We start from the raw sequence: 13,609 nt of genomic DNA, 5'->3' as shown, positions 1-13,609 counted from the left end.
TGCAGGCGGAATGGCAAGACGATCAAGTCTGCGCTGAACGACGGATTCCGCCGTGAAAACTGGTAAATTCGTGGCCCAACTTTACGCAGTGCTAACGATTGGTCGTTATCTCGTGAGGCGTGACTGAAGCAACGCCGCAATCCACCGCTCTCCCCAAAGCCCTGCCAGTGATGGCGGTACTTGGCCTGTCCGACCCCGCGGCAAGCGGGGAATGGGAGCGCTTGCGCGGCCTTCAGTACTCCAGCCTTGCCCGGGTCACCGTAGCGCGGATTGTCGCGCATGTAGTGGCCGCGCTGGCAACAATCGGAATTTACTACGGCGCAATTCACGTTGCGGCACTGGCCGGATGGTTTGTGGTCTTGTGCGCCAGCCTCTATTACGGCGCGACGATCGACAAGGCGTTGATCGACGTCGATCGGCGCCGGATTTCGCGCGATGAGGTAAACCGGCAAACGATTAGCGCGGTGCTGAATGCTTTGGTCTGGGTTGTCCCGCTGGCCGGTTTCGCGCCGTTTGGGAATTCTACCCAAAGTCTTGAACTATGGGCGGTTATCGGCGTGCTGATGGCTGCTGCGGCGGTGATGCTGCCGGCAGTGCCGCTTGCCAATCTGGTCTTTGCCGGAATCGTCGGCGCTGGCTCGCTCGCCAGTTTTGCCTTTTCAGGCAATTACGTCATGTCACTGCTCGCCGCGTTGTTCGGCGGGGTGGTGGTGATGGGGGCAATCGGCAATGCCCGATCGTTCCTGATTGCCCGGATTGCCGAAAGCGCGATGGCGGAAAAGAGCGAAGTCGTCTCGATGCTGCTGCGCGAATTTGAAGAGAACGAGGCCGATTGGCTGTGGCAGATCGATACTGCACGGCGGGTCCGCGCGGTCAGCCCGCGGTTTGCCTTTGCGCTGGGGGTTGCGCCTGAGGATATCGAAGGCAAGCCGTTTATCCAGCTGATCGCAGGACCCGCCTGGGATACCGGACAGTTCCCTTCGAGCCTCCACGATCTGGCCGAACGGCTGAAGCGGCGCGAGAGTTTTTCCAACCTTCTGGTGCGCGTGACAATCAACGGTCAGCAGCGCTGGTGGGAAATTTCGGGTACCCCCAAGCTAACCGATAGTGGCGCTTTTGATGGCTTCCGCGGGGTCGGTTCAGACGTTACCGAACAGCGCGAATCAAGCGAGAAGATTGCCCATATGGCGCGCTTCGATACGCTTACCGGCCTGCCCAACCGCATGATGGCAACCGAAGCGCTGGGCGAGGCCATGCGCTATGCCGATCAATGGCGCACACGCTGCGCATTTCTGATGATTGACCTCGATCGGTTCAAGGCGGTCAACGATACATTGGGCCACCTGGTTGGCGATCAGCTGCTTGCCCGCGTTTCGGAACGGCTTAAAAGCTTGGTGACCGACAACGAACTGTGCGGCCGGCTTGGCGGCGATGAATTTGCAGTTGTGATCCGCGATGCCTCTGATCACAACCGGGTCACCCGGGTTGCCAATGCTGTGATCGAATTGCTTTCACGGCCATACGAAGTTGATCACCATACGCTCTACATCGGTGCCTCGGTCGGATCGGCAATCGGCCCGCGCGATGGCTCAACTGTTGAAACGTTGATGCGCAACGCTGATCTTGCGCTCTATCGTTCCAAGGAAGAGGGCGGCGGACAGCATTCTGGTTACGAGCCGGCGCTGCATGCCCTTGCCGAAGAGCGCCGCAAGCTTGAATTTTCGCTGCGCCAGGCGCTTGAACGCAATGAATTCATTCTCAATTATCAGCCGGTGGTGGATGCCAAGGACGAAACCATCGTCAGTTTTGAAGCGCTGATCCGCTGGAACAGCGAAGAACACGGCCTGGTCAGCCCGGCCAAGTTCATTCCGCTGGCCGAAGATACCCGGCTGATCGTGCCGATCGGTCGCTGGGTCTTGCGCGAGGCTTGCCGCGAAGCCGTGCGCTGGCCCAGCAATATCAAGGTTGCGGTTAATGCATCGGGTGAACAGCTGCTCGATCCAGGGTTCGTTGGCACCGTGGTTGAAGCTCTCAGCGAGAGCGGATTGCCGGCGCAGCGGCTGGAAATTGAAGTTACCGAATCGATTTTTGTCCGTGATGCCACCACGGCCCGCAATGCGCTTGAACAGATTATGTCGCTGGGCTGCGGGATCGCGCTGGATGATTTCGGAACCGGCTACTCATCGCTGGCCTATATTCGCAACTTGCGCTTTTCGACGATCAAGGTTGATCGCAGCTTCGTTCAGGGCGCGGCGACTGGCAGCCCTGAAAGCCTGGCAATCATCCGCGCCGTGGTGGCGATGGCGGAAAGCCTTGAGATGTCGACCACGGCCGAAGGCGTGGAAACCGAACACGAACTTGAAGTGATTCGCCAGCTGGGATGCCGCAAGATCCAGGGCTATTACTTTGGTCGGCCGATGCCAGCAGTCGAAGCGCGCGCTCTGTTCCAGCAGGCCAACCTGCACCGCGTAAACGAATAGATCAGGCGCCAACCAAGCCTTTGACCACGCTTGCGAACAAGGTGCGGCCATCGCTGCCGCCTTGCGCGGTTTCGATCATCCGTTCGGGGTGCGGCATCATGCCCAGCACATTGCCGGCCGCATTAAGCACGCCTGCGATCCGCCGGGCAGATCCGTTGACCTCCTCGGCATAGCGAAACGCCACCCGGCCTTCGCGGTCCAACCGGTCCAGCGTGGCATCATCGGCAAAATAGTTGCCATCATGGTGGGCTACAGGGATCACGATATCCTGGCCCTGGCTATAGCCGGCGGTGAACAGGCTCTGGCTGGTTTCAACCGTCAGCCTCACTTCGCGGCAGACAAAGTTCATTCCGGCATTGCGCAGCAGCGCGCCAGGCAACAATCCCGCTTCGGTCAAAACCTGAAAGCCGTTGCATACGCCCAGCACCGGGACCCCGCGGCCTGCCGCTGCCACCACCGCCTGCATCACCGGGCTGCGCGCCGCCATTGCGCCCGAGCGCAAGTAATCGCCATAGGAAAAGCCGCCGGGCAGGGCGATGAAATCCAACCGATCGGGCAAGGCGGCATCTCCGTGCCAGACCCGGTGCACTTCGCCGCCGCAGATTTGTTCAACCGCCACGGCCATGTCGCGGTCGCAGTTTGAACCGGGAAAGGTGATGACGGCCGAACGGAAGGTCATGCTTCAGTTCTTTCGAACCGGTAGTTTTCGATCACCATGTTGGCCAGCAACTGCTTGCACATGGTATCAAGGTCGGCATCGCTGACGCTATCATCGACTTCAAGTTCCAGCATCTTGCCAGCGCGAACATCCTTCACGCCATGAATGCCCAGGCCTTCGATCGCATGGTGGATCGCCCGTCCCTGCGGGTCGAGCACCCCGTTTTTGAGCGAGACGAATACGCGGACCTTCATGGCTGGGCCTTTCGCTGAAGCTGGGTAATGCGCGGGCCTATGCCCTCAGCTTTGCGTTGGGGCAAGGGCAGCCTTCAACTCTCCACCGAATCCATCACATAGCCCAGCGATCGCACGGTGCGCAGCGGATCGGGTGCCCCGGCGGCAATCAGCGCCCGGCGCAAGCGGCCAACCCAGACATCTACGGTGCGTTCGTCAATCTCGCCGTCCTGTTTGCCCAACTGTGCGATCAGGGCCGTGCGGCTGAATACCTGGTCGCGGTTTTGCATGAAATGCGCCAACAGCCGAAACTCGTTCGGGCGCAAGGCAATCGGGGCTCCGCGCCAGCGTAATTGGTGGGCAGCCAGATCAACTGCCACTTCGCCATTGCTAAGCCTGGGGCGCGGGGCCGGCTGCTGGGGGGCTGATGCCTCATAGTGAGCGATCCGGTCGATCAGGTTTTGGGGACTGAGCGGACCGTTCATGTAATCATCCGCGCCAGCTTTCAACGCGCGGCGCCGTTCCTCGCTGTCACCGGCATCAAGCACCATGGTGATATGGGCAGCGCGGGTCGGCTCAGCTTCGCGCAGGCGGCGGACGACTTCCAGGCCGGATGTTTCGGCCGCAAGCCATTCAACAAAACACCACAGCCTTCCAGCCGGTTCGGGGCTGCTATCGGCCTGGCGATCAATTGGCAGCAACTGAAGATCGGGGCGCAGACGATTGACGCCCCTGACAAACGCAGGGTCGCATGAAGTTACAAGCAATGTCTTGGCCAAGTTCTGTGCAAGCATAGGCTGATCCATCCGGGCACCCACCCTGCCTGCGGGACATGACCGTTTTATGACTCTTGTAGGTCAATTTCGCGGTGTCCGATGGGTGTCGCAAACTGGTCGCACTGCTGTCCGCAAAGAGTCGCTGGGCTGAAATGGACAAGGCCTAGCAGGCCACTCGGCAGCGGGGGTGCCGGTTCGTGTGAACCGAGTCGCAAGTCTCCGGCTGTCCAGACAACAACCCAATGAGGGACCAAACCATGACCCGCCTTGCCAACAGGCTTTCCGTTTCCGCCGCTGCGCTTGCCGCAGTGCTCGCCGCTTCGCCCGCATATGCAACCACCGATGAAGCCGCTGCCGCAGCCGCTGATGCCGCTGCTGAAGCGCCCCAGGCCGATGATCCAGGTCTGGTTGATATCGTTGTTACCGCAACCAAGCGCGAAACCAATCTTCAGGACACGCCGATCGCAATTTCGGTTCTGGGCGGGGAAGACATCAAGCAACGCCACGTGCAGAGCCTGCTGGATCTGGGCGATGGCTCGATCCCGTCGCTGCGGGTTGCCACTTACGAATCGCGTCAGACAGCGCTGACCGTGGGGATCCGCGGGATTGTTCCGGGCGATGCCAACCAGCCGGCACGTGAGCCGGGCGTGGGCGTATATATCGATGGTATCTATCTTGCGCGTCAGCACGGCCTTAACGCCTCGCTGTTCGAAGTAGAGCGGATCGAAGTGCTGAAGGGCCCGCAGGGCACGCTGTTTGGCCGCAACACCGAAGGCGGTGCGGTCAACCTGGTAAGCAAAGCGCCGACCGGCGATTTTGGCGGGCGGGTGATTACTGGTTTTGGCAACTACGGCAGCTACAACGCCGGCATGCACCTTAACCTGCCCGAAGTAGCAGGCGTTTCGTTCAAGTTGGACGGGGTGATCAGCCATCAGGATCCGACCGTTCGCAACCCGCAAGAGGGCCAGACCGGGTGGAACCAGTATCACCGTTATGGCGGCCGCATTGCTGCGCGCTGGAAGCCAGTCAGCAACTTCACTGCCGACTTCGCCTTTGACACCAGCCGCGATGAGAACACGCCGTTCTACAGCCAGCTGATCAATTTTAATCCGAATGGCTATCCGGTGGCAACGCTGGCCCAGATCCAGGCCAATGCCAATACTTTGCCGGCTGGAATGATTGCGCCGCTGCCTTCGATGGTGGTGGTCAGCCCGAACCGAATGGATGTGGCCGATATCGGCGTGCCGCAGCAGATCAGCACGGGCGAAACCCAGGGCTTTTCCAGCAACCTGCGCTGGAAAGTTGGCGATGGGATCGAACTGCGTTCAGTCACCGCCTGGCGCACCGTTGATTCAGAACAGTGGGACAATTCGGGCGGCGCGCACCGCAGCCCCTCGTTCTTGCCCAATGGGTCGTTCAGCCGCTATTCGCTCTCGTTCCTCAATGCGCGTCAGTTCAGCCAGGAACTGCAGGCCGTGGGCAGCGTGGGCAGCGTCGATTACGTCGTTGGCCTCTACTATTTCAACGAACGCGCTGAAGAAGTGGCGGCGACGCCCAACACCAATCAGTGGAACGCCACCGGGACCGGTTATATCATCCGTGATGCCCAGACCTGGCAGCGTTCGGCACTGTCGATCAGCCGGGCCAGCTATGCCAATTCGAAGAGCTATGCTGCCTATGGCCAGATGACCTGGACCCCGGGTGGAATGGAAAGCCTGCACGTCACACTGGGCGGGCGCTATACCAACGACAAGAAGAGCGGCGATCTCTACAAGCTCAACAACGTTGCCTCGGCATTCCCGTTTGCCTTCTCGTACAACCGGTTTGATCCTTTGGTCATCCTGGCCTGGGATGCCAGCGAAAGGATCAACCTCTACGCGAAATATTCAACCGGATACCGCGCTGGCGGGGCAAGTTCGCGCTCGATCAGCTTTGCCACCTTCGGTCCGGAAAGCGTGACTGCCTATGAAGTGGGCTTCAAGACCGAGTTCTTCGATCGCAAGGTTCGCCTCAACGTTGCGGGCTATCTGATGGACCGCAAGAACAGCCAGTTCGATTTCGACTTCTATCTGGTTCAGACGAACGGCACGATCCGTCACACGCTGGAAACGGTCAACGCGCCCAGCGCAACCAAGATCCGCGGGATCGAAGCTGATCTGACCGTGCGTCCGACGGACAACCTCTCGTTCGGGGTTTCCTATGCCTATACCCATTGGACGGTTCCGCCCACGCCGAACCCGCTGGTGGTTGGCAATCCGCTGCAACCGCTGTTCCTGGTCTACACCCCGCCGCATGCGTTCTCGGGCAATCTGGATTATGCCCTGCCGCTTAGCGGAACCAGCAAGATGGCGTTCAAGCTGCACATGGATGCAAACTATTCGGATCCGCACTACAGCTTCGATAACGAGCCGGTGCTGGTTGACAGCAGCTTCCTGGTCAATGCGCGGGTTTCGATTGCCGATATCCCGATGGCTGATGGCGGACAGACCCTGACTGTGGCGCTGTGGTCACGCAACCTGTTCAACGAAGAGCACATCTATCGTCGTTCGAATGCCAACCGCGTTCCGATCGATGGCAATTACCGCACGGTTGTGGGCGATTACGCCAACTTCAACACCCCGCGCACATTCGGGGTTGAAGCTACCCTCAGCTTCTAGTTCCCAAATCCATCCACCCTTGAAGGGCGGGGCGTGCTGCGCTCCGCCCTTCTTTTTGCGCTTGATTTATAACTGACTGGTCAGTTATAAATTGAAAATGGCTCGCCCTTCTGTTCCCACGCGCCGCGCGGATATCCTTTTGGCGGCTCGCGACGTGTTCAACGCGCGCGGGTTTGCCGGCACCCGGATGGACGATATTGCCAGGTCCGCCGGTCTTTCGAAAGCTGCGCTCTATTTGCAGTTCGCTTCGAAACAGGCCTTGTTCGAAGCCATGGTTGAGGAACTTATCGAAGCCATGCTGCCGCGTGCGGTTCCGGCCGATTTTGGCGATTTGCCGGCCGGGCAGATCCTGCGCAATTTCATTCAATTCATGAGCGCGCGGGTGATGGCCAGCGATCTGGCTTTCCTGCCCAGGGTGATCATCGGGGAAGGGGCCAACTTCCCGGAACTGGCCAAATTCTATCACAGCCACGTGATTAGCCGCGGTATGACGATCCTTGAGCGGATTGTGCGCCACGGGATTGAGCGGGGGGAGTTTGCCTGCGCCGATATTGGCCAGGCCTGCCGCACGATCATCGGCGGGGTGCTGATCGGAGCGATCTGGAAGACCACGTTTGAGCCTGTTGGCGCTGAAGCGCTTGCCCCCGAAGCGGTGGCTGCGGCCCATGCCGACACCGTCCTGCATGGTCTTTTGATAAGGAGCACACCATGAGCGGATTGCCCAAGCCGGCGATCGGGTTGATCGTTCTGGCGCTGATCGGCGGAGCAGGATGGTATGCCACGCGGCCGGCTGAACCGGCGGGCTGGCTGGGATATGTTGAGGCCGAAACCGAATATGTTGCGGCGCCGATATCAGGCCGACTGGCGCAGCGAATGGTTGATCGCGGCAAGACGGTGGAGGCGGGCGCGGTGCTGTTCACGCTCGATCCGGAAAGTACCGATGCCGATACAGCCCGGCTTGAAGCGCAAGTGGCGGGTGCCCAGGCTCAGCAGACCGATTTGGCCCAGGCCCGCCAGCGCGCTCCGGAACTGGCGGTTTCCAGGGCTGCCGAAGCCGCTGCCCAGGCCCAGTTGACCAAGGCGCAGGCCGATTTCAGCCGGGTTGATGCGCTGGCCCGGCGCGGCTTTGCCAGCCGGGCGCAGCTTGATGCGGCGCGGGCTGCGCGCGATGGGGCAGCGGCGCAACTGGCCCAGACCCGCGCGCAGATTGCTTCGGGCGAACTTTCAGCTGGGCGCCAGGGCCAGATTGCAGCCGCCGGTGCCGATGTGGCGGGTGCCCAGGCTGCATTGCGCGCGCAGCGCCAGCGCCGCCGCGATATCGCTCCGCAGGCGCCAGAGCGCGGCGTGATTGAACAGACTTTCTTCAATCCCGGCGAATGGGTTCCAGCGGGCAGCCCGGTGGTTTCGATCCTGCCTGATGGCCGCCGCAAGCTGCGCTTCTATGTTCCGCAAGACCGGATCGCCGGGCTGGTCATCGGGGCCAAAGTGACTTTCACCTGCGATGGCTGCGGCGCTCCGCGCCAGGCCGCCATCAGTTTCATCTCACCGCGCGCCGAATATACCCCGCCGGTGGTCTATTCAGAGCGCGCCCGGGCCAAGTTGGTCTTCCTGGTAGAGGCGGTGCTCCCCCCTGCCGGCCAACCATTGCCGCCCGGCCTGCCGGTTGAGGTTGTTCCGCAATGAATGCGATCCCCGCCATCGCGGTGCGCGGCCTGACCAAACGGTTTGCGGGCCGTACGGTGGTGGATTCGGTTGATCTGACGGTCCAGCCAGGGCGGATCTGCGGATTTCTGGGCCCCAACGGTTCGGGCAAGACCACAACCTTGCGGATGATCTGCGGGCTGCTGATCCCCGATGCTGGCGGCGGTGAGGTATTGGGGCTGGATCTGGCTACGAAGCGCCGCGCAATCAAGCATCAGATTGGTTACATGACACAAAAATTCGGGCTGTTTTCCGATCTCTCGATTGCCGAAAATCTGGAATTCGTCGCCCGGGTCTATCGCCTTGATAACCGCAAGGCACGGGTTGATGCCGCGCTGGAGCGATTGGGATTGGCGAGCCGCGCCGATCAGCTTGCGGGTAAGCTTTCGGGCGGATGGAAGCAGCGTCTGGCGCTTGCCGCAGCGGTTCTGCACGAGCCCAGGATACTGCTGCTGGATGAACCCACCGCCGGGGTTGATCCGCAAGCCCGGCGCGAGTTCTGGGACCAGATCCATGGCCTGGCCCGCGATGGCATGACCGTGCTGGTTTCAACCCATTATATGGATGAAGCCGAGCGCTGCCACGAGATCGCCTATATCGCCTATGGCGTGATGCTGGCGCGTGGCACGATTAGTCAAGTTATTGCCGCGTCCGGGCTTAAGGCACTGTTGGGCGAGGGGCCAGGCGCGGATCGGTTCTCAACCGAGATCGAGGCCCGCGAAGGGGTTGAGATGGCCGCACCATTTGGCACCACGCTGCATGTTTGCGGTCCTGATCTGGCGGCGCTGAAGCGCGCGGTTGAACCGTGGGCTGGCCGGGTAAGTTTCCGCGAATCGCAGCCAACGCTTGAAGATGTGTTCATCCATCTGATGAAGAGCGCTCCTGATAATTCCGTGCTGGAAACCGCCTGATGTGGGAACGGATCGGAGCGATGGTTTATAAGGAAGTGCGGCAAATGCTGCGCGATCCGGGCACGATCGCGATGATGTTCATGTTTCCGATCATCCAGCTGCTGATCTTTGGGGTGGCGATCAACAACGATCCCCGGCACTTGCCGATGGCGGTTGAGGTCAACGACAATTCGCCGGTCAGCCGTGCAATCGTCGCTGCTTTGGGCACGACCAGCTATTTCGATGTTACCGAAGTGGCTGGCATTTATGGCGCGGGTGAACGGCTGCTGGCCGAAGGCAAAGTCCAGTTCGTATTGACGATACCGGCCGATTTCAGCCGCGCACTTGTCCGCGGGCAGCGGCCGCAACTGCTGTTGAGCGCCGATGCAACTGATCCGGCCAGCACCGGCCCGGCAGTCGCCGCGGTTAATCAGGCGGTGAACAGTGCCCTGGCGCAGCAACTGGTTGGTCCGCTGGCCCAGCGTCAAACCGGCGCGGCACCAGTCGATCTGGTGCTGCACCGCGCCTACAATCCCGAAGGCATCACCAGCCACAACACTGTGCCGGGGCTGCTGGCGATCATCCTGTCGATGACCATGGTAGCGCTGACCGCACAATCGGTGACCCGTGAACACGAGCTGGGAACGATGGAAAATCTGCTGGCCACCCCGCTGCGCCCGATCGAGGTTATGGTTGGCAAGATCGTGCCCTATTTCGGAATTGGCGTGGTGCAGGTGCTGGTGATCCTTGCTGCCGCCGCGTTCATATTTCGCGTTCCGTTTGAGGGATCTTTGGCACTGCTGCTGGGGGTTACCCTGCTGTTCACGCTGGTCTGCCTGGCGTTGGGGTTCACCATGTCCACGCTGGTCAGCAGCCAGGTTCAGGCGATGCAGGCCAGCATGTTTTACCTGATGCCATCGATCCTGCTTTCGGGCTTTGCCTTTCCGTTTCGCGGCATGCCTGTGCCGATCCAATGGCTGGCCGAAACGCTGCCACCCACGCACTACATTCGGCTGGTACGCGGGATCATGCTCAAGGGCTGGGACTGGCGATTGGCCTTGCCCGAAAGCTTCGTTCTGCTGGCCATGCTGCTGCTGTTCACGGCAATCGCGATCCGGCGATACCGCGATACCGTGGCCTAAGCCCGCTTACAACAGTGGCGGATCGATTCCTTCGGGCAGGACCAGCACTTCCAGACCTGCAAACGGGATCAGATAGAGCCGGGCCAGCGCTTGCAGCTGGGCGCCTGTAATCGCCGCAATCCGATTGCGGCCGCGCAGATATCGCTCGATCCGGTCAGGCCGGCTTTGGGCGCTGCTGACCAGACCCAGCCAGCCGCCGTTCGACTTTAGCAGATTGTCATAGGCTTCAAGAACCGGCGCTTTCGCGCGTTGGACGATGTCGGCGCTTAAAGGTGTATCGCGCAGGCCTGCGATGGTTTCCAGCATTGCTGCGCGGGTCGGCCCAACTTCCTTCACATCGACCGATGCGGTGATCAGGAATGTGCCATAACCCTTCCAGACCCGCGATGTGCTGCTTGATGCACCGGGTGAATAGGCTTTGCCCAGCTTTTCGCGCAGGGTATCGGTCAGCGCCAGCTGCGCCACCCTTCCCAGCAGCATCAGCTCTGCTTCGGCCGCGGGATCCTCGCCGTCGCGGGTTGGCCAGATCAGGGTCAGCAGCGCCTGATCCTTGGCCCCGGTGTGGCGCAGTACGCGCGGCTTTCGGTTGGCGGTAAAGGCCCGGTCGCGGTTTTCATCATAAGACCGGAATTCGCTTTCGCGCACAGGCAGCGCGCCAAATGTTTTGCCGACCAGCGCGATCACCTGGGCTTCGTCAACATCGCCGACCACCCCGATCTCGATCGCGCCCTTGCTCAATCGATCACCGATATCGCTCTTCAATTTGGGGAAAGTCAGCTTGCGCCAATCATCAACCGCGCCCAGCGAATAACGCGGATCGTCATTCGAAACGATCCCGCCCAGATCTGCGCCCAGCGCCCCGCCCGGCGTGGCCCTTAGCGAAGCAAAATAATTATTGATCGATTGCTGGAAAAGCACCTCACCCTCGCTGCGCCAGCCCGGATCAACGATCTGTGCGGCCAGATACTGGAACTCCAGCTCCAGATCACGCGGGGTGGTTCCCGCAGTTGCCACAAAAGCTTCGTCAGATGGCTGGTAACCGGCTGAAACGTTGCGCCCGGCAAGTATCGTATCAAGTTCGTCCTTGCTGTGCTTGCCCAGGCCGCCAAGGCTGAGCACACCGGCCATCCGGGTCGCGAGCGGGTTGCTGCGGGTATTCAGCATGTTTCCGCCATCGACCGAGGCGCGCACCAGCACCCGGTCCTTTTCCAGATCGGTGCGCTTGATATTAAGCCGCACCCCATTGCCAAAGCGGACCTGGCGGATCCCCAGCGCGGCATCGCGGGTGTCGCTGACAATGGCGGTGGCCAGGCCAAAATCGGTATAGCCGAACACCGCAACGCCCTTGCTTTGCGGCGGACTGATCGGGGCCTGCATGGCCTGCGACCAGGCTGCAATCAGGCCCGCTTCATCACCGGCTGGCGCTGTCCGGCCCTGAAAGCGGATCAGAGGCCGATCAAGCGGCAGCGCCTCGCGTTGCATTGCGGTCAATACCGCGGCGGGCGTGATTTGCGGCACCAACTGTTCAAACCACTGGGCCGCCGCGATTGGCGATGCCGGCACGATTTCATCATCGATCAGCGCTATTGCCGTGCCCACCAATGCAGCATTGCTGCGGGTGGCCTCGCTTTTGGCAGCGTTATCAAAAGCGGTGCGAAAGTTGGCCACTTGCTCGGCCACTTCCTCAGCCGTAAAACCATAAACGATTGCGCGGTGGTATTCGGCGCCGGCCGCCAGCAATCCGCCGCGCCACTGGCCATCGACGGTATCGACCACCAGTTCGGTTTCACGCGCTTCGCGGAACAGCCCAGAGCTGCCAAACCCAGCCGCGCGGAATGGCGGGTTGGCCTGGACCGTCAAGCGCTGAAGCCGCCGGTTGATGATTCCATAGGCGATCTGCCGCAACAAATCCTCGTTGCGCTGGGCAATGCTGTCTGGCTCATCCAGCCACGTGCCCTTGCGGGCCACCACCACCCGTTCTGACAAAGCAGGATCGATAAACAGATCGGCTTTGCCCTGATCATCAGGGCTCATCGGGCCAAATTTGGGCTGGGGATCAGTTTTGGCTGTGGGCCAATCTCCGAACCGGGCCTTGATCTGGGCTTCGATTGCAACCGGATCCAGATCGCCGATTACCACCAGTGTGGTGTGACCCGGCACATATTCGCGCGCCCAAAAGGCTTTGATCCCAGCCGCATTGGCACCTTCCAGCGCTTCCTTGGTCCCAATCGGCAAGCGCTTGGATACCAGCGCGCCGGGCAACAGGAATTCAAGCTGATCGACAAAATTGCGCAGCGCATAGGTATTGCGATCGCGCATTTCAGAAAGCACAACGCCGCGCTCGCGGCCAACGGCGGCTTCTGAAATTGTCAGTTCGCTGGCTGTTTCGCGCATCAGCATCAGCGCCGTATCGATCAGTTTGGGATCGTTTCGCGGCAGGTCCAGCTTGTAAGTGGTCGCCTCGAAACCAGTCGAGGCATTGGTATCGGCCCCGAACGCCAGTCCCTCGCGCTCCAGCAATTTGACCATTTCGCCTTCGGGCACATTGGTCGATCCGTTGAAGGCCATATGTTCAACAAAGTGAGCATAGCCGCGCTCGGTTTCCGCCTCGTCAATCGAGCCAGCCGCGATCTGCATCCGGACCAATGCGGTGCCTTTGGGTGTGGCGTTGGCCCTGATTACATAACGCATACCGTTTGGCAGTTGGCCAAACTTCCAACCGGCTTCCACCGGCACATCGCTGGCTTCGAAGGCCCAGGTGGGGGCGGGTTTTGGTGTGCTGGCCACCCGGGCTTGCGGCGGGGCACACGAACCCAGCAGTGCGGCGCAAATCGGCAGGGCGAACAGTAGTTTGGATAGGTTCATGGCGCAGAAGTGCCGGATTAGAAGGCCTTAGGCAAGCGACCTAGCCTGCAAACCCCCCGCTATCGAGGAAGGCCTGCTCTGCCGCAGTGCTGGTCCGCCCCAGCGCGGCATTGCGGTGCGGAAAACGGCCAAACCTGGCGATGATATCGCGGTGCAGTTCGGCAAAGCGGGCATAGCTGCTGCCGCCCCGCGCATCGAGCGCGCGGC

The 13,609-nt window shown here is 60.8% G+C and carries 11 protein-coding genes; 6 read left to right on the top strand and 5 right to left on the bottom strand.

What is annotated here, in order from left to right; translation table 11 throughout:
* The first annotated feature begins 170 nt into the window (after positions 1-170).
* Positions 171-2,480: a putative bifunctional diguanylate cyclase/phosphodiesterase gene (locus tag ABL914_RS10720; RefSeq protein ID WP_391563193.1), complete on the top strand. Its 2,310-nt coding sequence runs from the start codon at positions 171-173 to the stop codon at positions 2,478-2,480.
* A 1-nt stretch (position 2,481) separates the two neighbouring features.
* Here ABL914_RS10720 and purQ read toward each other — a convergent pair whose 3' ends face one another.
* The 3 genes from purQ to ABL914_RS10705 all read right to left on the bottom strand — a co-directional run bounded on the left by purQ (position 2,482) and on the right by ABL914_RS10705 (position 4,165).
* On the bottom strand, positions 2,482-3,159 hold the full coding sequence (purQ, locus tag ABL914_RS10715; protein WP_391563172.1) for a phosphoribosylformylglycinamidine synthase subunit PurQ: 678 nt from the start codon (positions 3,157-3,159) through the stop codon (positions 2,482-2,484).
* Positions 3,156-3,392 (bottom strand): phosphoribosylformylglycinamidine synthase subunit PurS, encoded by a 237-nt coding sequence (gene purS, locus ABL914_RS10710; protein ID WP_391563171.1) that lies wholly within the window; start codon positions 3,390-3,392, stop codon positions 3,156-3,158. The genes purQ and purS overlap by 4 nt, the downstream gene beginning before the upstream one ends.
* Before the next feature lie 74 nt (positions 3,393-3,466).
* Positions 3,467-4,165: a winged helix-turn-helix domain-containing protein gene (locus ABL914_RS10705; protein ID WP_391563170.1), complete on the bottom strand. Its 699-nt coding sequence runs from the start codon at positions 4,163-4,165 to the stop codon at positions 3,467-3,469.
* 239 nt (positions 4,166-4,404) lie between these two features.
* Between ABL914_RS10705 and ABL914_RS10700 the strand changes: the two genes are divergently transcribed.
* From ABL914_RS10700 to ABL914_RS10680, 5 genes are all read left to right on the top strand, one after another.
* The gene (locus tag ABL914_RS10700) at positions 4,405-6,804 is read left to right on the top strand and encodes a TonB-dependent receptor (protein WP_391563169.1); all 2,400 of its coding nucleotides are present in this window, start codon (positions 4,405-4,407) and stop codon (positions 6,802-6,804) included.
* A 97-nt stretch (positions 6,805-6,901) separates the two neighbouring features.
* Positions 6,902-7,516: a TetR/AcrR family transcriptional regulator gene (locus tag ABL914_RS10695; protein WP_391563168.1), complete on the top strand. Its 615-nt coding sequence runs from the start codon at positions 6,902-6,904 to the stop codon at positions 7,514-7,516.
* Positions 7,513-8,487: an HlyD family secretion protein gene (locus ABL914_RS10690; protein ID WP_391563167.1), complete on the top strand. Its 975-nt coding sequence runs from the start codon at positions 7,513-7,515 to the stop codon at positions 8,485-8,487. The genes ABL914_RS10695 and ABL914_RS10690 overlap by 4 nt, the downstream gene beginning before the upstream one ends.
* Entirely contained in the window at positions 8,484-9,416 is a 933-nt protein-coding gene (locus tag ABL914_RS10685; protein WP_391563166.1) for an ABC transporter ATP-binding protein, read from the top strand. The genes ABL914_RS10690 and ABL914_RS10685 overlap by 4 nt, the downstream gene beginning before the upstream one ends.
* Positions 9,416-10,537, top strand: coding sequence for an ABC transporter permease (locus tag ABL914_RS10680; protein WP_391563165.1), 1,122 nt, complete (start codon positions 9,416-9,418; stop codon positions 10,535-10,537). The genes ABL914_RS10685 and ABL914_RS10680 overlap by 1 nt, the downstream gene beginning before the upstream one ends.
* A gap of 6 nt (positions 10,538-10,543) precedes the next feature.
* Here ABL914_RS10680 and ABL914_RS10675 read toward each other — a convergent pair whose 3' ends face one another.
* Both ABL914_RS10675 and ABL914_RS10670 read right to left on the bottom strand, forming a co-directional pair.
* Complete coding sequence (locus ABL914_RS10675) at positions 10,544-13,402, bottom strand: M16 family metallopeptidase (RefSeq protein WP_391563164.1); 2,859 nt, start codon at positions 13,400-13,402, stop codon at positions 10,544-10,546.
* Positions 13,403-13,442: 40 nt separating this feature from the next.
* Positions 13,443-13,609: DUF924 family protein (locus ABL914_RS10670; RefSeq protein ID WP_391563192.1), on the bottom strand; the 167-nt coding region annotated here is incomplete at its 5' end.

The sequence above is a fragment of the Novosphingobium sp. genome (genome assembly GCF_040079535.1).
Taxonomy (GTDB): Bacteria; Pseudomonadota; Alphaproteobacteria; order Sphingomonadales; family Sphingomonadaceae; genus Novosphingobium.
The sequence above is the reverse complement of the archived record's forward strand: the minus strand, read 5'-3'. Positions and strand labels throughout refer to the sequence as shown.

Bases quoted from the DNA above. Each gene is read 5' to 3' on its own strand.
- ABL914_RS10700 (WP_391563169.1), top strand. From the start codon at position 4,405: ATGACCCGCCTTGCCAACAGGCTTTCCGTTTCCGCCGCTGCGCTTGCC.
- ABL914_RS10705 (WP_391563170.1), bottom strand. From the start codon at position 4,165: ATGCTTGCACAGAACTTGGCCAAGACATTGCTTGTAACTTCATGCGAC.
- purQ (WP_391563172.1), bottom strand. From the start codon at position 3,159: ATGACCTTCCGTTCGGCCGTCATCACCTTTCCCGGTTCAAACTGCGAC.
- ABL914_RS10720 (WP_391563193.1), top strand. From the start codon at position 171: ATGGCGGTACTTGGCCTGTCCGACCCCGCGGCAAGCGGGGAATGGGAG.
- ABL914_RS10685 (WP_391563166.1), top strand. From the start codon at position 8,484: ATGAATGCGATCCCCGCCATCGCGGTGCGCGGCCTGACCAAACGGTTT.
- ABL914_RS10690 (WP_391563167.1), top strand. From the start codon at position 7,513: ATGAGCGGATTGCCCAAGCCGGCGATCGGGTTGATCGTTCTGGCGCTG.
- purS (WP_391563171.1), bottom strand. From the start codon at position 3,392: ATGAAGGTCCGCGTATTCGTCTCGCTCAAAAACGGGGTGCTCGACCCG.
- ABL914_RS10675 (WP_391563164.1), bottom strand. From the start codon at position 13,402: ATGAACCTATCCAAACTACTGTTCGCCCTGCCGATTTGCGCCGCACTG.
- ABL914_RS10680 (WP_391563165.1), top strand. From the start codon at position 9,416: ATGTGGGAACGGATCGGAGCGATGGTTTATAAGGAAGTGCGGCAAATG.
- ABL914_RS10695 (WP_391563168.1), top strand. From the start codon at position 6,902: ATGGCTCGCCCTTCTGTTCCCACGCGCCGCGCGGATATCCTTTTGGCG.